The sequence below is a fragment of the Streptomyces sp. AV19 genome (genome assembly GCF_015999245.1).
Lineage (GTDB): Bacteria > Actinomycetota > Actinomycetes > Streptomycetales > Streptomycetaceae > Streptomyces.
On record NZ_JAEAMR010000022.1, the window covers coordinates 445372 to 466635 of the forward strand.

Genomic DNA, 21264 nt, shown 5'->3' on the forward strand with positions numbered 1-21264 from the left:
GGGCCGGCCGGACCACCCGGAATGATGGTCCGACCGGCCCTTCGCCGGGTCAAGTGCGGGTCAGTCGGCGACGGCCTCGGCGGGCTCGCCCTCCTCGGCGACCACGGCGCCCCCGTCCAGCCTGGCGACCAGCCCGGTCACCTGACGGGCGATGTCCGGGGCGGTCAGCCCGATCTCGGCCATGACCTCCTTGCGGGAGGCGTGGTCGAGGAAGCGCGGCGGGATGCCGAAGTCGCGCAGCGGCAGGTCCACGCCCGCGTCGCGCAGCGCCTGGGCGACGGCCGAACCGACGCCGCCCACACGGCCGTTGTCCTCGACGGTGACGACGACGCGGTGCCGCGCGGCGAGGCCGGGCAGGGCCTCGTCGACCGGCTTGACCCAGCGCGGGTCCACGACGGTGGAGGAGATGCCCTGTTTGTCGAGGAGGCCGGCGATCTCCAGGCACATGGGTGCCAGCGCGCCGACGGAGACGATGAGGACGTCGGGCATGGGGGTACCTCCCATGCCCTTAAGGCTATGGGGGACGGTGCCCTCGGCGGGGCGGCGCAGGACGTCCATGCCGCCGACCCGGCCCACGGCCTCGACGGCCGGGCCGACCGTGCCCTTGGAGTAGCGCACGACGGTCGGCGCGTCCGCGACCTCGACGGCCTCGCGGAGCTGGGCGCGCACCTGGTCGGCGTCGCGCGGGGCGGCGATCCGCAGGCCGGGGACGACCTGGAGGATCGACATGTCCCACATGCCGTTGTGGCCACGTCCATCAGGACCTGGTCGAAGGCCCGGTTGAGGAAGGTCGCGTAGACGGCGAAGACCGGGTGCAGGCCGCCGGTCGCCAGGCCGGCCGCGGAGGTGGCGGCGTGCTGCTCGGCGATGCCCACGTCGTAGACGCGGTCGGGGAACTCCTCGGCGAACTTGCCGAGGCCCACCGGCTGCATCATGGCCGCGGTGATGGCCACGACGTCCTCGCGCTCGCGGCCGAGCTTCACCATCTCGTCGCCGAAGACGGAGGTCCAGCTGGCGCCGGAGGCGGCGACGGGCAGGCCGGTGTCGGGGTGGATGACGCCGATGCCGTGGAAGCGGTCGCCCTCGTGCTGCTCGGCCGGCTTGTAGCCGCGGCCCTTCTCGGTCAGGCAGTGGACGATCACCGGGCCGCCGAAGCGCTTGGCGCGCTGGAGCGCGGACTCCAGGGCCTCGATGTCGTGGCCGTCGATCGGGCCGACGTACTTCAGGCCCAGGTCCTCGAACATGCCCTGCGGGGCGATGAAGTCCTTGAGGCCCTTCTTGGCGCCGTGCAGCGTCTCGTAGAGCGGCCTGCCGACGACCGGGGTGCGCTCCAGCAGGTCCTTGCCGCGGGCCAGGAAGCGCTCGTAGCCGTCGGTGGTGCGCAGGGTGGCCAGGTGGTTGGCGAGGCCGCCGATGGTGGGCGCGTAGGAGCGCTCGTTGTCGTTGACGACGATGACGAGCGGGCGGTCCTTGGCGACGGCGATGTTGTTGAGCGCCTCCCAGGCCATGCCGCCGGTGAGGGCGCCGTCGCCGATGACGGCGACGACGTGGTCCTGCTTCCCCAGGACCTGGTTGGCCTTGGCCAGGCCGTCGGCCCAGCCGAGGACGGTGGAGGCGTGACTGTTCTCGATGACGTCGTGCTCGGACTCGGCGCGCGACGGGTAGCCCGACAGGCCGTCCTTGGCGCGCAGCCTCGAGAAGTCCTGGCGGCCGGTGAGCAGCTTGTGGACGTACGACTGGTGCCCGGTGTCGAAGAGGACCCGGTCCTTGGGCGAGTCGAAGACACGGTGCAGGGCGATGGTGAGCTCGACGACACCGAGGTTGGGTCCCAGGTGTCCGCCGGTCTTGGCGACTGCGTCGACGAGGAAGGTGCGGATCTCCGCGGCGAGCCGCCCGAGCTGCTCGGGGCTCAGCCGGTCCAGATCGCGCGGTCCCCTGATGCGGGTCAGCAGGGCCACCCGTGCCTCCTTTAGCTGTCGGGCTTTGCCGGTCGGGCGTTGCCGTTCGGGCATTGCCGGTCGAGTTTAATCTTCCGCCCGTGGTGGCGGTGAACGGGTGATGCGACGTATGTCACCTGAACGGCGCCGTGGGCCGGGGTGGGGGTGGGAGGGCTGTGCCCCGGTCCCGCCCTTTCGCCGTTTCTCCCGGGCTCCGCCCGGGGGCGGGCGCGGCTGCGCCGCGCGGGGGAGCGGGGGCTGCGCCCCGGGCTCGCAACGCGGCTTCGCCGCGTTGACCGGGGGCTACGCCCCCTGGACCCCTGAAGCGCCCTTCGGGCGCTGTCCTCAAACTCCCCCAGAGGGGTGCCCCCAGACGGGCTGAATCAGCCCGTCCGGCGTTTGAGGACGAGCGGCGAAGCCGCGACAACGGGGTCCGGGGCGCAGCCCCGGAAGGGGCGCAGGGGGCGAAAGCCCCCGCTCCCCGCGCGGCGCAGCCGCGCCCGCCCCTGGGCGGAGCCCCGGAAGAAACGGTGAAAGGGCGGGGCGGGGAGAACGAACCCCTACGCCCGCCCCGCCGTGCGCTGCGTGCGGCGCGACACCGAGTCGATCACGACCGCCGCCAGCAGCACAGCGCCCGTGATCATGTACTGGACGGCGGAGGCGATGCCCAGCAGGGCCATGCCCGACGCGATCGACTGGATCACCAGCACGCCCAGCAGCGCGGACCACGTCTTGCCCCGGCCCCCGAACAGGCTCGTGCCGCCGATGACCGCCGCCGCGATCGCGTTCATCAGCAGGCTGCCCGCCCCCGACGACTGGTTCGCCGCGTTGATCTGCGAGGCCAGGAACATCCCGCCCAGCGCCGCCGTCGTCCCGGAGAGGGCGAAGACGGAGATCCGTACCGCCGCGACGTCGATGCCCGCGCGCCGGGCCGCCTCGACGCTGCCGCCCAGGGCGAAGACCCTGCGGCCGTAGCCGGTGCGGCGCAGCACCAGGTCCAGGGCGACCACGACGCCCAGGAAGATCACCACGGCCAGCGGGAGGCCCTTGTACTGGTTGAAGAGCCAGGCCGCGGCGTAGGCGGGCACCGCGAGGACCGCCGTCCGCAGGAGCGTTTCGGTGAGCGGGCGGGCCGGCACCCCCGCGGCCGTCCGGCGGCGGCCGTCGCGCCAGGAGACGAGGAAGTAGCCGGCGACGGTCGCGGTCGCCAGCCCGTTCGCCCAGGCGATGTCCTCGAAGTAGTGGTTGGTCAGGGCGGCGACCAGCCCGGAGTCGTCCAGGTTGATGGTGCCGTTGGAGCCCAGCACCTGGAGCATCAGGCCGTTCCAGCCGAGCAGCCCGGCGAGCGTGACGACGAACGCGGGCACGCCGACGCGGGCGAAGAAGAAGCCGTGGAGCACTCCGGCGAGGGTGCCCGTGAGCAGCGCCAGGAGCAGCGCCAGCCACTCCGGCATGCCCCGGTTCACGTTGAGCACGGCGAAGACCGCGGCCGCCAGTCCGCTGACCGAGCCGACGGAGAGGTCGATCTCCCCGAGGATCAGCACGAAGACGATGCCGACGGCGATGAGCCCGGTGCCCGCGGCGGTGACGAAGAGGTTGGAGAGGTTCTCCGGGCCGAGGAAGGCCGTGTCCTGGAGCTGGAAGACCAGGCAGATGACGACCAGGCCGACGACGACGGGCAGCGAGCCCAGCTCGCCGCTGCGCAGCCTGCGGGTGAACTCGCTCCAGTAGCCGGTGAAGCCCTCCTCGCGGACGAGGAGCCGGGGGTCGGCCGGGGGGACGGCGGCCGGTTCGTCGGGGGCGGTCTTCGGCAGGTCTGTGGTCACGTCCGGTCCTCCGCGGTGCGTGCCTTGCGGCGGGTGACAGCGTTGTCGGTGGCTCCGGTGATGGCGGAGACGATCTCTTCCTGGGTGGTGGCGCGCACCTCGAAGACGCCGTTGTTGCGGCCGAGGCGCAGGACGGCGACCCGGTCGGCGACGGCCTTCACGTCGGCCATGTTGTGGCTGATGAGGATCACTCCGAGGCCGCGTTCGCGCAGGCGCTCCACGAGGTCGAGGACCTGCGCGGTCTGCTCGACGCCGAGCGCCGCGGTGGGTTCGTCGAGGATGACGACCTTGGGCTCGCCGAGCAGCGAGCGGGCGATGGCGACGGTCTGCCGCTGGCCGCCGGAGAGCGAGGCGACCGGGATCCGGACGCTGGGGATCCGGATGGAGAGGGTGGCGAGCAGCTCGCGGGCGCGCCGCTCCATCTCGACCTCGTCGAGCACCCCGGCGCGGGCGATCTCGCGGCCGAGGAAGAGGTTGCCGACGACGTCGAGGTTGTCGCAGAGCGCGAGGTCCTGGTAGACGGTCGCGATGCCGAGCTCCTGGGCGGTGTGCGGGCGGTCGATGGTGACGCGGCGGCCCTCCCATTCGATGGCGCCGTCGTCCGCCGGGCCGACGCCCGCGATGGTCTTGACGAGGGTGGACTTGCCGGCGCCGTTGTCGCCGACCAGGGCGACCACCTCGCCGGAACGGATCTCCAGGTCGACGTCGGCGAGCGCCTGCACGGCACCGAACCGCTTGGAGATCCCGCGCAACGCCAGTACGGGCGCAGCGGACATGTGGATCAACTCCTTCGCCGTGCGCCTACTTGAGGCCGGCCTTGTCGCACTCCGTCTTGTACCTGGCGGTGCAGATCTCGTCGAGGGTGAAGAAGCCCGGTTTGCCGACGTACTTGGCGATGTCGGCCTTGGTCAGGGCGAGGGGGTCGACGATGATCGCGGGGATCTTCTTCTCGGTGCCGCTGTCCACCGTGCTCTTGGCAACGTTGTCGAGCTTCTTGCCCCGGGCGAGGTGCACCGCCAGCGTGGCCGCCGCGTCCGCCTCCGGCCGGTACGGCTTGTAGACGCTCATGAACTGCTCGCCCGCGAGGATCCGCTGGACGGCGGAGAGTTCGGCGTCCTGGCCGGTGACGGGCGGCAGCGGGTCGAAGCCGGCGCTCTTGAGGGCAGTGATGATGCCGCCCGCCATGCCGTCGTTGGCGGAGTAGACGCCGACGATCCGGTCCTTGCCCAGCGAGGAGACGGCGCCCTTCATGTTCTCGTTGGCGTTCTCCGGCTTCCACTCCTTGGTGTCGTACTCCTTGCCGATCTTCACCTTGCCGTCGAGGACGGAGTGGGCGCCGTCCTTGTACATCTTGGCGTTGGGGTCGGTGACCGAGCCGTTCATCATGACGATCTCGCCCTTGGACGCCTTGTCGCCGAGCTCCTTGAGCAGGGACTCGCCCTGGATCCTGCCGACCCGCTCGTTGTCCACCGAGGTGTAGGCCTTCACCGGCCCTTCGGCCAGGCGGTCGTAGGCGACGACGGGAATGCCCTTGTCGTCGGCCTTCTTGACCGAGCTCGCTATCGACTTGGCGTCCACGGCGTCGACGATCAGCACGTCGACCTTCTTCGTGATCATGGTGTCGACCTGCTGCTGCTGGAGCGAGGCGTCCTGCTTGGCGTTCTCGTAGAGGACGGTGGCACCGGTGCCCGCCAGTTCCTTGATCTTCTTCTCGATCAGCGGCTTGTCGAAGCGCTCGTAGCGGGCGGTCTGGTTCTCGGGCAGCAGCAGGCCGACGGTCAGCGGGCCCTTGGTGTCCTTCTTGTGGTCACCGCCGCCGGCTTCCTTGGCCTTGCCGCAGGCGGCGAGGCCGACGGCCGTCGAGACGGCCGCCACGACCAGCGCGGCGCGGCGCAGATGCGTGTTCACGGTACCTCCCTGACATGGCCGCGCCGTTGCGGCCGAGGTGAGCGGCAGTCAACTCGGCCGGTCAAGGAGCGTCAAGAAGTAAACCCTTAACGAGATGGCAACGATGCCATGCGTTACCTGCGTGAACTCAACTGATGTGCTCCGCGCGGGCGGACGGGCGTCAGACCGCCCCGGGCGTGTCCCCGGCGGCCGTTCCGTCGAGCAGGGTGGAGTCGCCCATCTCGCTGAGGACGAGCGCCAGGGCGCCGAGCACCTCGGCACGGCCGCCCAGCGCCCCGGGCACGACCTCCAACTGCCGCGCGGCGCTGGGGATCGCGTACCGTCCGACGGACTCGCGGATCGGTGCGAGGACGAGCTCCCCCGCGTCCGCGAGGTCGCCGCCGAGCACGATGCGGCTGGGGTTGAGGAGGTTGCAGAGGCTGGCGACGCCGCTGCCGATGTGCCGACCGACGTCCGCGATCACCCGTCGGCAGCCCGCGTCGCCGTCGCGGGCGAGCCGGACCATGCGCGGCGCGGTCAGGTCCGGGCCGTGCGCCGAGTGCAGCAGGGGCAGGACGTAGCGGTGGGCGGTGAAGGTCTCCAGGCAGCCGCGGTTGCCGCAGCGGCAGACGGGGCCCGACTCGTCCAGTGTGATGTGGCCGATCTCGCCGGCGGTGCCGCCCGGGCCCCGGTAGATCTGCCCGTTGATCACCAGCCCGGCGCCGACGCCGCTGGCGACCTTGATATACGCCAGATCGGCGGCGCCCCGGCCGGCGCCCCAGACCAGCTCGCCGAGCGCGCCGAGGTTGGCGTCGTTGTCGACGTGGACCGGTACGTCGAGGCGGGCGGCGAGCTCGTCGCGCGGGTTGGTGCCGGCCCAGCCCGGCAGGATCGCCGTCGAGCCGAGCACCCCCGACTCGACGTCGATCGGGCCGGGGACGCCCAGGCCCACGCCGACGATCTTGCGCGGGTCGATGCCCTCGCGGGCGATCAGCGACTTGACCAGGTGCTCGGCCCGCGCCAGGCCCTGGGCCGCGGAGGCGTCCACGTCGAGCGGCTCGGCCTCCTCGGCGAGGACGCGGTGGGCGAGGTTGCCGATGGCGACGCGCAGGTGCGTGTGGCCGAAGTCCACGCCGATCACGATTCCGGCGTCGCCGGACAGGGAGACGCTGCGGGCCCGGCGGCCGCCGGAGGAGGTGGGGGTCACCTCGACCGTGCCGGTGTCCTTCAGCTCCCGGACGATGTTGGAGACGGTGGCGGCGGAGAGGCCGGTGGCCCGGGCGATCTCCGCCTGGGTGAGGGCCCCCGCCCTGCGTACGGCGCGTACGACCCGCTCCAGGTTGGCCCGGTGCAGCGACGACTGCGACCCCGGAGTCTCCACGCTCATTCGCTCCTACTTCGTCGGCCCGGAATCCATACAACATATGAACTCTAAGCGCCATGGGGGCGTGGGGGGAGGGGGAGTGCCCCGGTCCCGCCCTTTCACCGTTTCTCCCGGGGCTCCGCCCCCTCTGCCCGGCACCGCGCTCCGCGCGGTGGGGGGGGCGGGGCGTAGCCCCCCCGCCCGCTGCACCCCCGGAACTGCGCTCCGCGCGGTTGTCCTCAAGCGCCGGACAGGCTGAAGAGTGTGCCCGCACCCGGAATCCCGGGCGTGGGCGCGCTGTTCAGCCCGTCCGGCGCTTGAGGACAGCGCCCGGAGGGTGCTTCGGGGGTGCAGGGGGCGCAGCCCCCGCCTGTCGCGGGGCTCGGCCCCGCCCCGCCACCACCGCGCGGAGCGCGATGCCGGGTCGAGGGGGCGGAGCCCCGGGAGAAACGGTGAAAGGGCGGGGAGGGGCACCCAGCCCGTCCGGCGCTTGAGGACAACCGCGCGGAGCGCGGTTGCCGCCCCCCGGGGGGGGCGAGCCCGGGACCGCCTACTTCAACGCCCCCGCCGTCAGCCCCGCCTGCACCTGCCGCTGGAAGACCACGTACGCCGCCAGCACCGGCAGCATCGCCATCACCAGCCCCGCGAACAGCCCCGACCAGTCCCCCTTGTACCGCTGGCTCGCCGCGAGTGCCACCAGCCCCTGGGGCAGGAGCTTCTTGTCCTCGTCCCCGATGTTGAGCACCGCCGGGAGCAGGTACTGGTTCCACTGGCCGAGGAAGTTGAAGATGCCGACGCTGATCAGGCCGGGCTTGGCCATGGGGAGCATCACCTGGAAGAAGGTCCGGGTGTGCGACGCCCCGTCGATCAGCGCCGCCTCGGCGACCGAGGTGGGCAGCGTCCTGAAGAAGCCGGTGAGGAAGAAGACCGTGAACGGCAGCGAGTAGGCGATGTAGACGAGGATCAGCCCGGGATAGGTGTTCAGCAGGTTCATGTTCTTCATCACGAAGAACAGCGGAACCAGCGCGAGGATCATCGGGAAGCTCATCCCGCCGACGAACAGGAAGTAGATCAGCCGGTTGCCGGGGAACTCGAAGCGGGCCAGCACATAGGCGGCCATGGCCCCCAGCAGCATCGTCCCGGCCAGTGAACCGGCCACCACCACGATGGAGTTGAGGAAGTACTGGCTCATGTGCGCCTCGGACCAGGCGCGGCCCCAGGCGTCGAGATGCAGAGCCTCGGGCAGCGCCCAGGGCGAGGTGAAGATCTCCTTGTCGGTCTTGAAGGCGCTCATCACCGCCCAGAGCAGCGGCAGCGTGACCATCAGCCCCCAGATCACGAGGATGCCGTGGGAGAAGACGTTGAGGATTCCGCCCTCGGTCTTCGCCCGCTCCTGCGGTGCGACGTCCGACGGCTCGGCTTGCGCGGTCACGGTGCCACCCCCAGGTGGTTGTGCAGGGCTACGGGCATCAGAACTCCAGCCGCATCAGGACTCCGCCGCATCAGAACTCCAGCCGCTCGCGCCGGCCCAGCTTCATCACGACGCCGGCGAAGAGCAGGGTGACGATCAGCAGCGCGACGCCGAGGGCGGTCGCGTATCCGGCCTGTCCGTCGTTGAACGCCTTGGTGTAGAGGTAGTAGGTCAGCAGTTCGGTGGAGTAGTCGGGGCCGGGCCCGTCCATCATGATCTGGACGACCGCGAAGCCGTCGAGCGCCATGATCCCCATGTAGACCCAGCCGGTCTGGACCGTGTCCCACAGCAGCGGCAGGGTGACGCGGAAGAAGGTCTGGAAGCGGTTGGCCCCGTCCAGCAGGGCCGCCTCGTAGAAGTCCTTCGGGATCGAGCTCATGCCGGCGGAGAACAGCACGACGTAGAAGCCGATGTTGCTCCAGACCATCACCGCCATGACGCACCACAGCGCGAGGTCCGGATCACCCAGCCAGTCGGGCCGCCAGGGCAGGCCGACGGCCTCGAAGAAGGCGTTCAGGGCACCGCTGTTGGGGTTGTAGGCGAACTTGAACAGCAGCGCGACGATCGCGATGGAGAGGACCTGGGGGAAGAAGTACACGATCTTGTAGACGGCGGAGCCGCGCACCCCCGCCACCGCGGCGTTCCTCCGGCGGCGGCCGCCGACGTTGAGCATGGACGCGAAGAACAGCCCGAGCCCCAGCGTCACCAGCGGCAGCAGCAGGAGCAGCAGGAGGTTGTGTCCCAGTGCCTTCCAGAACAGCTCGTCGTCCCACAGCCGTTGGTAGTTCTTGAACCCGGTCATGCCGAACTTCGAGCTCAGCCCGGTCCAGTCGGTGAACGAGTAGTAGATGGCCTGGACGAACGGCGAGACGACGAAGACCCCGTACACCGCCAGCGGGATCAACAAGAACCCTGCGATGAAACGGTACTTACCATGCTGCATCTACCGGTTCCTCACTTGTGCCGGTACTTCTTGACGGAGTCGTCCTTGCGGGTCTCGTCGGTGAACTTCTGGATCTTCTTGATGGCCTCGTCGGGGGTGAGCCGGCCGGCCATCATCTCGCCCAGCGCGGCCTTGCCGATCTTCTCCTTCTGGAGGGTGACGTACCAGTCCTGGAGCCGGGGGTTGACGACGTTCTTCCCGGCCTTGGTGAGGGCTTCCTTGGAGGATTCGAGGCCGGGAGGCAGCGCGATGCCCTCGGTGCCGCCATCGAGGGAGGAGAGCGAGGAGACGGCCTTGATGAAGTTCTGGGTGGACTTCCTGCCGAGCATGATCCGCAGCAACTCCATGCCGCCCTGCGGGTTCTTGGCGTGCTTCGGCACGATGAACGGCTCGCCGCCGGACGCCCAGATGGTGCCGAAGGGCAGCTTGTCGCCGCTGTCGAGACCGGACGGGGCGCCGACGGCCATCTTGAAGTCGGGCGGCGTCATCCTCTTCGCCTCGTTCTCCACCCAGGAGCCGTTGGGGATGAACAGCGCCTTGCCCTGGTTCCAGGCCGTCTGGGACTGGATGTGGTCGAGGCCCGGGGTGCCCTGGAGGACGTAGCCCTTGCGGTAGAGCTCGTAGTACGCCTCGAAGGCGGCCTTGACGGCCGGGTGCTTCCAGGCGTCGGGCTCCAGATTGTCGATCCGGTCCATCACCTCCACGCCGCCGATCTTGGCGATGAACGGGTAGAGGCTGAACGGCAGGTAGTACGGGTGCTGGCCCGCGTACGTCCAGCCGGCGATGCCCTTCTTCTTCGCCTTCTCGCAGATCTTGAGCATCTCGTCCCAGGTCTCGGGGTACTGGGCGTCGAGCTTCGCCAGGTTCGTCCGCGAGTACCACACGCCGTAGACGGTGTAGGCGTAGTAGAGGACCCAGACCTCCTCTCCGTCGAACTTGCCCATCTCCACGACACCGGGCCGCAGGGTGTCGCGCACCTTCTTCTTCGGGTCGTCCAAGGAGGGCGCGTCCAGCAGGGCGTTGAGGTCGGTGAGCTGCTTGAGGCCGACGAGGGTACCCAAGTCCATCTGTTTGGCACCGGAGTTGTCGATGAGGTCCGGCGGGGTGCCGCCGTTGAAGCGCGGCTGGATCTGGGGGGCGATGTCCTGGGTGCCGGTGTGCTTGATGCCGGCCTTCGGGTACGCCTTCTTGTACTCGGCCTCGGCGTCCTTGGCGTACTGCTGGCCGAATCCGCCGTCGAAGATGACGACGTCAAGTGGCGCGGACCCGTTGACGTTCAGCGGCTTGAGCTCGCCGGGCTTGTTGCCCTTGCCCGTGTCCGGGGTGTTGTCGTCGCCGTCGTCGCCTGTCGCGCAGGCGCTCAGCAGGCTCATCGTCGGCACCGCGAGGAGGCCGGCCGCGGCGGCCCGTTTGATCAGGTCGCGCCGGCTGAATTCCGAGGTGGATCCCATGCTCAAGTCCTCGCCTTCTCCAGGACTCAGGCGGTGTGGCGGTCTCCCCTGTGCAGTCGGCTGGACGAAGGGCCCGACACCGCGGGTCAGTTGAAGTGCTGGGCGTGCTGGGTGTGCGCCGGAGAAGTGCCAGGGCGCGCCGTCGGCGTTCTCCCCCGGTCCGCCACGGCGACGCGGGGTCGCCCCGGACGCCGACAGGTATAGTCCACTTCGCACCAACTGGGCAAGATCGGAAGCGGCATTGGCCGTCAGTCTTTCCCGAGTTGAGACCTCTTCGACATCCGGCGACACCACCCCCGGAAACCCCCCGGAAGCCTTGACACCACTGGTGCCTCACGCCCTACTTAACAGAGCGCGACCCGGGCGACAACGTTGTCAGCCTTCCGGGAGACCCTTCTGGAGAGGCAAGGATGGGAACAGGACTCAGACGTCGCCGGCGGGCCCTCGGCCGCCCCGCGGCCCTCCTGGTGGCCGCCATACTGGTGACGACCCCTCAGACCGTCCCCGGCGCGGCCCTCGCGGCCCCGGGCGGGCGGGCCGCGGAGCAGGTGCGGGAGGAGCAGGCGCAGGATCGGCAGGCGCGGGAGCAGCGGGCGCAGGGTCGGCAGGCGCAGGAACAGCGGGCGCGGGAGCGCTTCGCCTCCTCCTTCGAGCCGGGGGACCCGCGACCCGACTGGCGCAACACGGCCGAGACCGGCCCGGACGGCACCCCGCGCACCTCCGGGGTCGGCGGCGGGGACGGCCAGGGCATCCCCGGCAACGTCACCGACAAGGTGACCGGGCTGCGGGCCAGCGGCGAGAACACCGGCGGCGGCGAGGTGAAGGAGAACCTCGTCGACGGCGAGAAGACCACCAAGTGGCTGACCTTCCAGCGCACGCCCTGGGTGGAGTTCACGCTCGCGGAGCCGGTCACGGCCGTGCGCTACGCCCTGACCGCCGCGAACGACTTCCCCGCCCGCGACCCGCGCTCGTGGGTGCTCAAGGGCTCGGCCGACGGACAGCACTGGACCACCCTGGACACCCGGGAGGACGAGACCTTCGAAAAGCGCTTCCGGACCCGGGAGTTCGCCCTCGGGAACCGCACCGCGCACCGCCACTTCCGGCTCGAGGTCACGCGCAACGGCGGTGACAGCGTCACCCAGCTCGCCGAGGTGCAGTTCGCCACGGCGGACAGCTCCCCGCCCCCGCCGCGGGGCATGCGCACCTATCCCGACCGCGGCCCGTCCGGCTCCCCCACCGCCAAGGCCCGCGCGGGCTTCACGGGGGCGCACGCGCTGCGCTACGGGGGCACGCACGACGGCCACGGACGTGCCTACGCGTACAACAAGGTCTTCGCCGTCGACGTCCGGGTCACCCCCCGGACCCGGCTGGCGTACCGGATCTTCCCCGCCATGCCCGAACGCGATCCGCGCTACCCCGCCACCCATGTCTCCCTCGACCTCGCCTTCACCGACGGCACCTACCTCAGCGGCCTGGGCGCGCGCGACCAGCACGGGGCACCGCTCACCCCCCGGGGCCAGGCGGACTCCAAGACCCTCTACGTCAACCAGTGGAACAACAAGGAGGCGTCGATCGGCGCCGTCGCCGCGGGCAAGACCGTGGCGCGCGTCCTCGTCGCCTACGACGCGCCGTCCGGCCCGGCGCCCTTCCGCGGCTGGATCGACGACGTCTCCCTCGCCCCCGCCCCCGCGGAGCCGCCCCCCGCCCACCCGGCCGACCGGGCGCTGACCACCCGCGGCACGCTCTCCAGCTCGTCCTTCTCCCGGGGCAACACCTTTCCCGCCACCGCCGTTCCCCACGGCTTCAACTTCTGGACCCCGGTGACCGACGCGGGCTCCACCACCTGGCTCTACCAGTACGCCGCCGCCAACAACCCGGACAACCTCCCCACCCTCCAGGCCTTCTCCGCGAGCCACGAACCGAGCCCCTGGATGGGCGACCGGCAGACCTTCCAGGTGATGCCCTCGGTCGCCGCCGGCACCCCCGACGCCTCCCGCACGGCCCGCGCCCTCCCCTTCCACCACGCTCGCGAGACCGCCACGCCGCACCACTACGGCGTCATCTTCGACAACGGGCTGCGGGCGGACATCGTGCCCACCGACCACGCCGCGATGATGCGATTCACCTTTCCCGGTGAAAACTCCAGCGTGATCCTTGACAACGTCAACAACCACGGCGGGCTGCGGATCGACACCGCGCGCGGGACGTTCACCGGCTGGTCGGACGTGCGGAGCGGCCTGTCCGCCGGCGCCGGACGGCTCTACGTGTACGGGGTCTTCGACGCGCCCGTCTCCGGCGGCGGCATGCTCCGCCGCGGCGCCGCCCCGGCGAAGGACGGCGACGTCACCGGCTACCTGCGCTTCAGGCCCGGCAAGGACCGCACCGTCACCCTGCGGATCGCGACCTCCCTCATCGGGACCGACCAGGCGAAGGCCAACCTGGAGCAGGAGATCCCGGCCGGCACCCCCTACTCCCGCGTCCACGACCGGGCCCGGGACGCGTGGGACGCGCTGCTGCGCCGCGTCGAGGTCGAGGGCGCCACGAAGGACCAGCTCACCACGCTCTACTCCGGCCTCTACCGGCTCTTCCTCTATCCGAACTCCGGCTTCGAGAACACCGGCACCAAGGACCGGCCCCGCCACCGCTACGCCAGCCCCTTCTCCCCGCCCACCGGTGAGTCCACCCCGACCCGCACCGGCGCACGGATCGTGGACGGCGAGGTGTACGTCAACAACGGCTTCTGGGACACCTATCGCACCACCTGGCCCGCCTATTCCCTGCTCGCCCCCCGGCAGGCCGGGAAGCTCGTGGACGGCTTCGTCCAGCAGTACAAGGACGGCGGCTGGGTCTCGCGCTGGTCCTCGCCCGGCTACGCCGACCTGATGACCGGCACCAGTTCCGACATCGCCTTCGCCGACGCCCACGTCAAGGGCGTCCGCTTCGACGCCGAGGCCGCCTACGAGGCCGCGCTGAAGAACGCGACGGTCGCCCCGACCGACCCGGGCACCGGCCGCAAGGGCATGGATACCTCGGTCTTCCTCGGCTGGACGAGCACGCGCACCCACGAGGGCATGTCCTGGGCCCTGGACGGCTACCTCAACGACTTCGGCCTGGCCCGGATGGGCCGGTCGCTGTATGAGCGGACGCGCAAGGAGCGCTACCACGAGGAGTCGGAGTACTTCCTGGGCCGCGCCCGCAACTACGTCCGGCTCTTCGACCGCCGCGTCGGCTTCTTCCAGGGCAAGAACGAGGACGGCTCCTGGCGGCGGTCGCCCGACGCGTACGACCCGCGCGTCTGGGGCCACGACTACACCGAGACCAACGGCTGGAACTTCGCCTTCACCGCGCCTCAGGACACCCGCGGGCTCGCCAACCTCTACGGCGGCAGAGAAGGCCTGGCCCGCAAGCTCGACGCGTACTTCGCCACGCAGGAGACCGGGGAACCGGAGTTCGCCGGCTCCTACGGCGGCGTCATCCACGAGATGACCGAGGCGCGGGACGTCCGCATGGGCATGTACGGCCACAGCAACCAGCCCTCGCACCACATCGCCTACCTCTACGACGCCGCCGGGCAGCCCTGGAAGACCCAGGAGAAGGTCCGCGAGGTGCTCTCCCGGCTCTACCTCGGCAGCGAGATCGGCCAGGGCTACCCGGGCGACGAGGACAACGGCGAGATGTCCGCCTGGTACGTCTTCGGCGCGCTGGGCTTCTACCCGCTGGTGATGGGCCAGGGCGAGTACGCGATCGGCTCGCCGCTGTTCACCAAGGCCACCGTGCATCTGGAGAACGGCCGCGAGCTGGTGGTCAAGGCCCCGCGCAACAGCGCCCGCAACGTCTATGTGCAGGGGCTGCGGGTCAACGGCAAGCCCTGGAACTCCACCGCCCTGCCGCACTCCGTGGTGGCGGACGGCGCGACCCTGGAGTTCGCCATGGGCCCCGAGCCCTCGTCCTGGGCCACCGGCAAGGACGCCGGACCCACGTCCGTCACCCGGGACGACGCCGTCCCCGCCCCGCCGTCGGACGTGACCGACCCCGACGGCTCCGCCCTGACCGACAACACCTCCCGCACGGACGCCGCCTTCACCACGGCGGCGCTGGAGGCGCTCCCCCGCTCGCGGGTGGGCTCGTACACCCTGACCTCCTCGGACCGCACCCGGGCCCCGCGCGACTGGGTCCTGGAGGGCTCGGACGACGGACGGAACTGGACCGCAACCGACCGGCGCGCGGGAGAGTCCTTCACCTGGGACCGGCAGACACGGGTGTTCTCCCTGCGCTCTGCCGTGACCTATCGCCACTACCGGCTGAAAGTCGTCGGCGGCGAGGCAACTCTGGCCGAGATCGAGCTGTTGGGTGTGCCGCAAGGGGACTAGGCACCCTGAGAGTTGTGCAAAAATCGTGATGATCCTGTGGTGCCCTTCGTGACAAGATCCGTCGCGGGGGGCACCACAGCACTTCTTTTTTTCTTGTTCCTTGGGGGGAACTTTTCATGGCTCGTATTTCCGGGCGCGGTCTGTCGCGCCTCGTCACCACGGCCGCCGCCGTCACCCTCGTCGGCACCACGGCCGGTACGGCCCTGGCCGACACCCCCGCCCAGGACGCCGCCGCGACGCGGCGGGCGGCGCTCTCCTCCGCGGCCGACGCCCCGTCGGCGGCCGCGACGCGGCAGCCGACCGCGGACGCGCCGCTGTTCAACGTCGAGGGCGTCACGCGTTCCGGCGAGTTCCGCTACTACCGTCCCGACGGCAAGGGCGGCCTGCGCCTGGGCGGTTCGAGCAAGAGCGCCTGGTGGAAGAAGACCAAGGCGTCGACGAACGTCGACCACGACCGCGACGGCCGCATGGACGGCACGTACGAGCTCAGGACCAACGGCGACGTCCTCTACCAGGGCACGGCCGGCCGCGCGAGCCGGGTGGCGAGCGGCTGGGGCGGCTACAACACCTTCTTCACCCCGGGCGACCTCGGCGGCTCCAGCGGCTCCGATCTCGTCGTCCGCGACAAGAAGGGCGTGCTCTGGCTGTACCAGGGCAGCAACAAGTCCCGTGATTATGCCTCCCTTTCGCCCCGCAAGCGGATCGGCGGCGGCTGGGGCGCCTACACCGCCATCACCGGTCGCGGCGACCTGACCGGCGACCACAAGGCCGACATCGTCGCCCGCGACAAGAAGGGCGCCCTCTGGCTCTACAAGGGCACCGGCAACGCCGGCAAGCCCTTCGCGGACCGCAGCCGGATCGGCGGCGGCTGGAACAAGTACACCAAGCTCGTCTCCACCGGCGACGTCAACAGGGACGGCCACGCCGACCTGTTGGCCGTGGACGGCAGGGGCGCGCTGTGGCTGTACAAGGGCACCGGCAAGGCGTCCCGGCCCTTCGCGTCGCCCGTGAAGATCGGCAAGTCGGGCTGGAACCAGTTCCGCCTGCTCTACTGACCTCCTTTTCCTTTCTTTTCATCTCTCCACGACACATGGAGTCCTACGTGACCAACCGCGCTCTCTCGCGCATCGTGACCGCGGCCATCGCGGTCGCCCTCGTCGGCACCACGGCCGGCACGGCCCTGGCGGACGGCCCGGCCGTTCCCCCGGCCGCCCAGCTGAGCATCGAAGCGACCGCGAGGACCGCCGACTTCGGCACGCCGACCGGCTCGGCACCGCAGCTGGCGGTCAACGCCCTCGCCAAGAACGGCCAGCTGTACTACTACCAGCTCAACGGCAAGGGCGGCCTCACGGCCCGCAAGGCGATGAAGAGCACCGCCAAGTCCCGGAACGCCTGGAAGCAGTTCAAGATGGTGGCCCAGCGCCACACGTCGTACGGCGACTCCGACGGCGTCTACATGCTCCACAACACCAACGACGTGGTGTACAAGACCAACAGCGGCTTCACCGACGTCGTCGGCACCAAGTGGGGCATGTACGACACCCTCTTCTCCCCCGGCAACCTCGGCGGCTCCAGGGACTCCGACCTCCTCGCCCGTGACAAGTCGGGCGTCCTGTGGGTCTACAAGGCCGACATCATCGGCAAGCTCTCGGCCCGCAAGAAGGTGGGCGGCGGCTGGGGCCAGTTCACCCAGATCACCGGCCGCGGCGATCTCAACGGCGACGGGAGGACCGACATCGTCGCCCGGGACAAGAAGGGCGTCCTCTGGCTCTACAAGGGCACCGGCGACATCAACAAGCCCTTCGCCGGCCGCTCCAAGGTCAGCGGCGGCTGGAACAAGTACAACCTGCTGGTCGCCACCGGTGACGTCGACGGCGACCGCAGGAGCGACCTGCTCGCCCGTGACAAGGGCGGCGTGATGTGGCTCTTCAAGGGCACCGGCAAGCAGGCCGCGCCCTTCGGCGCCCCGGTCAAGCTGGGCGGCGGCTGGAACGAGTACCGCCTGGTCTTCTGACCGGCCCCCCGGTCACCCTGGGTAAAGGGTCTGTAAACTCACCCCGAACCCCGAGCGGGGCGCTCCGTATCCGCGGAGCGCCCCGCTCTGCGCATCCCGAGCCAGGGAGTCACTTCCATGACCGAAGTCCCCACCCGCCGCCGCGCGTTCGCGCGCCTCGTCACCGCCGCGACGGCCGTCGCCCTCGTCGGCACCACGGCCGGCACGGCCGCGGCCGGCGCCCTCCCGCCCGCCGGGAAGGCCCTCAGGCCCTCCGCCGCCGCGAAGGCGGATTTCTCGCCGAACGCCCCCTTCTTCCCGGTCCAGGCGATCAACCGGCAGGGCGACGCGTACTTCTACCTCCCCAGCGGCAAGGGCGGGTTGTCGTCCCGCGAGCACAGCGGCGCCGGCCTCGGGGACCTGAAGGCCGCGACCCAGGTCGACCACGACCGCGACGGCGTGGCCGAGGGCGTCTACTTCCTCACCGAGGCCGACGACCTGGGCTACATGACGGACGCGATGAAGGAGCCCCGCCGCGTCGCCACCGACTGGGGCCAGTACAACAGCCCCTTCTCCCCCGGCACCCTCGGCGGCTCCAAGCAGTCCGACATCCTCGTCCGCGACCGCCAGGGCACCCTGTGGCTCTATCTCGCCAAGGCCGACGGCTCGCTCTCCGGCCGCAAGAAGGTCGGCACCGGCTGGGGCGGTTACACGGCCATCACCGGCCGCGGCGACCTCACCGGCGACGGCCGCACCGACATCGTCGCCCGCGACAAGCAGGGCACGCTCTGGCTCTACCCGGGCACCGGCAACGCCGACAAGCCCTTCACGTCCCGCAAGAAGATCGGCGGCGGCTGGAACCAGTACAACCTCCTCCTCGGCACCGGCGACGTGGACCTCGACGGCCGCGCGGACCTGCTGGCCCGCGACGGCAAGGGCGCTCTGTGGCTCTACAAGGGCACGGGCAAGGCGTCGTCCCCGTACAAGTCCCGCGTACAGATAGGCAAGTCGGGCTGGAACCAGTACCGCCTGGTCTTCTGAACCGGCGGAACGCCGAAGGGCCGCACCCCCGTCCTCGACGGGGATGCGGCCCTTTTCCGCGAAAGCCGGCCCTACTTGCGGATCAGCGAGCGCAGCACGTACTGCATGATGCCGCCGTTGCGGTAGTAGTCCGCCTCACCGGGGGTGTCGATGCGGACGACCGCGTCGAACTCGACGCCGGTGTCGGTGGTGACCTTCACCGTGCGCGGCGTGCGGCCCTCGTTGAGCTCGGTGACGCCGGCGATGGAGAAGGTCTCCTCGCCGGTCAGGCCGAGGGACTCGGCCGAGGCGCCCTCCGGGAACTGGAGCGGCAGGACGCCCATGCCGATGAGGTTCGAGCGGTGGATGCGCTCGTACGACTCGGCGACGACGGCCTTGACGCCGAGCAGCGCGGTGCCCTTGGCCGCCCAGTCGCGGGACGAGCCGGAGCCGTACTCCTTGCCGGCCAGGACGACCAGCGGGATGCCCTGCTCGATGTAGTTGCGCGAGGCGTCGTAGATGAACGACACCGGGGCCCCTCCTTCACCTTCGGCGGACTTCGTGAAGTCGCGGGTGAAGCCGCCCTCCGTGCCCGGCGCGATCTGGTTGCGCAGGCGGATGTTGGCGAACGTGCCGCGGATCATCACCTCGTGGTTGCCGCGGCGGGAGCCGTACGAGTTGAAGTCGCGGCGCGCGACGCCGTGCTCCGTCAGGTACTGGCCCGCCGGGGTGTCGGCCTTGATCGCACCGGCCGGGGAGATGTGGTCGGTGGTGACCGAGTCGCCCAGCTTGGCGAGCACGCGGGCACCGGCGATGTCGGTGACCGGGGTGGTCTCCATCGTCATGCCCTCGAAGTACGGGGGCTTCCGGACGTAGGTGGACTCGGCGTCCCACTCGAAGGTGTTGCCGGTCGGGATCGACAGGGCCTGCCACTGGGCGTCGCCCGCGAAGACGTCGCTGTAGGACTTGTTGAACATGTCCTCGCCGATGGCGTTGGCGACGACGTCGTTGACCTCGGCCTCGGACGGCCAGATGTCCTTCAGGAAGACCGGGTTGCCGTCCTGGTCGGTGCCCAGGGCGTCACGCGTGATGTCGACCTTCATCGAGCCGGCGATGGCGTAGGCGACGACGAGCGGCGGGGACGCCAGGTAGTTCATCTTGACGTCGGGGTTGATCCGGCCCTCGAAGTTGCGGTTGCCGGAGAGGACCGAAGTGACCGCGAGATCGTGGTCGTTGACGGCCTTGGAGACCTCCTCCGGCAGCGGGCCGGAGTTGCCGATGCAGGTGGTGCAGCCGTAACCGACCAGGTTGAAGCCGACCTTGTCGAGGTACGGGGTCAGGCCCGCCTTGTCGAAGTAGTCGGTGACGACCTTGGAGCCGGGGGCCAGGGTGGTCTTGACCCAGGGCTTGCGGGTCAGGCCCTTCTCGACCGCCTTCTTGGCCACCAGCGCGGCGGCGACCATGACGTAGGGGTTCGAGGTGTTGGTGCAGGAGGTGATCGCGGCGACGGTGACGGCGCCGTGGTCGATCTGGTAGGTCGAGCCGTCGGGGGCGGTGACGGTGACCGGGTTCGACGGGACGCCGTCGGCGGCGGCCGGGGAGTCGGAGGCCGGGAAGGACTCCTCGCCCGCCTCGTCGGCGGTGGAGACGTAGTTGAGGACGTCACGCTCGAACTGCGCGGCGGCGTTCGCCAGGACGATGCGGTCCTGCGGGCGCTTCGGGCCGGCGATGGAGGGGACGACCGTGGAGAGGTCGAGCTCCAGCTTCTCGGAGAAGTCGGGCTCGGCGGCCGGGTCCAGCCACAGGCCCTGCTCCTTGGCGTACGCCTCGACGAGCGCGACCTGCTGCTCGCTGCGGCCGGTCAGGCGCAGGTACTTGAGGGTCTCGTCGTCGATCGGGAAGATCGCCGCGGTGGAGCCGAACTCCGGCGACATGTTGCCGATGGTGGCGCGGTTGGCCAGCGAGGTGGCGGCGACGCCCTCGCCGTAGAACTCGACGAACTTGCCGACGACGCCGTGCTTGCGCAGCATCTCGGTGATCGTGAGGACGAGGTCGGTGGCGGTGGTGCCCGGGTTGAGCTCACCGGTCAGCTTGAAGCCGACGACGCGCGGGATGAGCATCGAGACCGGCTGACCGAGCATCGCGGCCTCGGCCTCGATGCCGCCGACGCCCCAGCCCAGGACGCCGAGGCCGTTGACCATGGTGGTGTGCGAGTCGGTGCCGACGAGGGTGTCGGGGTACGCCTGGCCGCCTCGGACCATGACCGTGCGGGCCAGGTGCTCGATGTTCACCTGGTGGACGATGCCGGTGCCCGGGGGGACGACCTTGAACTCGTCGAAGGCGGTCTGGCCCCAGCGCAGGAACTGGTAACGCTCCTTGTTGCGGCCGTACTCCAGCTCGACGTTCTGGCCGAAGGCGTCCTTCGTGCCGAACTTGTCGGCGATGACGGAGTGGTCGATGACCAGCTCGGCCGGGGCCAGCGGGTTGATCTTCGCCGGGTCGCCGCCGAGCTCCTTGACGGCCTCGCGCATGGTGGCGAGGTCGACGACACAGGGCACGCCGGTGAAGTCCTGCATGATCACGCGGGCCGGCGTGAACTGGATCTCCTGGCTGGGCTGGGCCTGCGAGTCCCAGCCGCCGAGGGCGCGGATGTGGTCGGCGGTGATGTTGGCGCCGTCCTCCGTGCGGAGCAGGTTCTCCAGGAGGACCTTGAGGCTGTAGGGAAGGCGCGCGGAGCCCTCGACCTTGTCCAGCCGGAAGATCTCGTACGACTCGTCGCCCACCTGCAGCGTGGTGCGGGCGTCGAAGCTGTTCGCCGACACGACAGTCTCCTTCATGTGCATGAATGCGCGTACTGCGGCCATCCTGCCGCGACAAGGTCTCGCCGGGTCCGCTAAGGTGTACCTAACTTAGGTTCGCCTTAGTAGAAGCTGCCGACGGTACGCCTCTACGCAGATATCTCGATGTCGAGATAACTCTAGTACATCGCCCGGAGTCCGGTCA

Annotated in this window: 12 protein-coding genes and 1 pseudogene; 4 read left to right on the top strand and 9 right to left on the bottom strand. The window is 70.2% G+C overall.

What is annotated here, in order from left to right; translation table 11 throughout:
* Positions 1-60 precede the first annotated feature (60 nt).
* The 8 genes and pseudogenes from I5Q34_RS30165 to ngcE form a co-directional block, all read right to left on the bottom strand.
* Positions 61-1958, bottom strand: a pseudogene (locus I5Q34_RS30165) (1-deoxy-D-xylulose-5-phosphate synthase).
* A gap of 539 nt (positions 1959-2497) precedes the next feature.
* Positions 2498-3763 (bottom strand): sugar ABC transporter permease, encoded by a 1266-nt coding sequence (locus I5Q34_RS30170; protein WP_199895621.1) that lies wholly within the window; start codon positions 3761-3763, stop codon positions 2498-2500.
* Positions 3760-4539, bottom strand: coding sequence for an ATP-binding cassette domain-containing protein (locus tag I5Q34_RS30175; protein ID WP_199895622.1), 780 nt, complete (start codon positions 4537-4539; stop codon positions 3760-3762). The genes I5Q34_RS30170 and I5Q34_RS30175 overlap by 4 nt, the downstream gene beginning before the upstream one ends.
* Positions 4540-4564: 25 nt before the next feature.
* The gene (locus I5Q34_RS30180) at positions 4565-5671 is read right to left on the bottom strand and encodes a sugar ABC transporter substrate-binding protein (protein ID WP_199895623.1); all 1107 of its coding nucleotides are present in this window, start codon (positions 5669-5671) and stop codon (positions 4565-4567) included.
* Between the two features lie 160 nt (positions 5672-5831).
* Positions 5832-7031, bottom strand: coding sequence for an ROK family transcriptional regulator (locus I5Q34_RS30185; RefSeq protein WP_199896051.1), 1200 nt, complete (start codon positions 7029-7031; stop codon positions 5832-5834).
* A gap of 532 nt (positions 7032-7563) precedes the next feature.
* Positions 7564-8445, bottom strand: coding sequence for a carbohydrate ABC transporter permease (locus I5Q34_RS30190; protein ID WP_199895624.1), 882 nt, complete (start codon positions 8443-8445; stop codon positions 7564-7566).
* Positions 8446-8515: 70 nt separating this feature from the next.
* Positions 8516-9427 carry a carbohydrate ABC transporter permease gene (locus tag I5Q34_RS30195; protein WP_199895625.1) on the bottom strand — a complete coding sequence of 304 codons (912 nt, stop codon included), beginning with the start codon at positions 9425-9427 and terminating at the stop codon, positions 8516-8518.
* An 11-nt stretch (positions 9428-9438) separates the two neighbouring features.
* Positions 9439-10878, bottom strand: a complete 1440-nt coding sequence (gene ngcE, locus I5Q34_RS30200; protein WP_199895626.1) for an N-acetylglucosamine/diacetylchitobiose ABC transporter substrate-binding protein — start codon at positions 10876-10878, stop codon at positions 9439-9441.
* A gap of 410 nt (positions 10879-11288) precedes the next feature.
* Between ngcE and I5Q34_RS30205 the strand changes: the two genes are divergently transcribed.
* From I5Q34_RS30205 to I5Q34_RS30220, 4 genes are all read left to right on the top strand, one after another.
* Positions 11289-15248, top strand: coding sequence for a GH92 family glycosyl hydrolase (locus tag I5Q34_RS30205; protein WP_234429699.1), 3960 nt, complete (start codon positions 11289-11291; stop codon positions 15246-15248).
* 116 nt (positions 15249-15364) lie between these two features.
* Positions 15365-16303 carry a VCBS repeat-containing protein gene (locus I5Q34_RS30210; RefSeq protein WP_199895627.1) on the top strand — a complete coding sequence of 313 codons (939 nt, stop codon included), beginning with the start codon at positions 15365-15367 and terminating at the stop codon, positions 16301-16303.
* Positions 16304-16350: 47 nt separating this feature from the next.
* The gene (locus I5Q34_RS35900) at positions 16351-17262 is read left to right on the top strand and encodes a VCBS repeat-containing protein (protein ID WP_277965588.1); all 912 of its coding nucleotides are present in this window, start codon (positions 16351-16353) and stop codon (positions 17260-17262) included.
* A gap of 117 nt (positions 17263-17379) precedes the next feature.
* Positions 17380-18282, top strand: a complete 903-nt coding sequence (locus tag I5Q34_RS30220) for a VCBS repeat-containing protein (RefSeq protein WP_199895629.1) — start codon at positions 17380-17382, stop codon at positions 18280-18282.
* Positions 18283-18353: 71 nt separating this feature from the next.
* Here the strand turns inward: I5Q34_RS30220 and acnA are convergent, their stop codons facing one another.
* Positions 18354-21083 carry an aconitate hydratase AcnA gene (acnA, locus tag I5Q34_RS30225; RefSeq protein ID WP_199895630.1) on the bottom strand — a complete coding sequence of 910 codons (2730 nt, stop codon included), beginning with the start codon at positions 21081-21083 and terminating at the stop codon, positions 18354-18356.
* Between the last annotated feature and the right edge of the window lie 181 nt (positions 21084-21264).

Coding starts and splice junctions, on each gene's coding strand:
- I5Q34_RS30175 (WP_199895622.1), bottom strand. CDS start 4,539: ATGTCCGCTGCGCCCGTACTGGCGTTGCGCGGGATCTCCAAGCGGTTC.
- I5Q34_RS30195 (WP_199895625.1), bottom strand. CDS start 9,427: ATGCAGCATGGTAAGTACCGTTTCATCGCAGGGTTCTTGTTGATCCCG.
- ngcE (WP_199895626.1), bottom strand. CDS start 10,878: ATGGGATCCACCTCGGAATTCAGCCGGCGCGACCTGATCAAACGGGCC.
- I5Q34_RS30205 (WP_234429699.1), top strand. CDS start 11,289: ATGGGAACAGGACTCAGACGTCGCCGGCGGGCCCTCGGCCGCCCCGCG.
- I5Q34_RS30210 (WP_199895627.1), top strand. CDS start 15,365: ATGGCTCGTATTTCCGGGCGCGGTCTGTCGCGCCTCGTCACCACGGCC.
- I5Q34_RS30220 (WP_199895629.1), top strand. CDS start 17,380: ATGACCGAAGTCCCCACCCGCCGCCGCGCGTTCGCGCGCCTCGTCACC.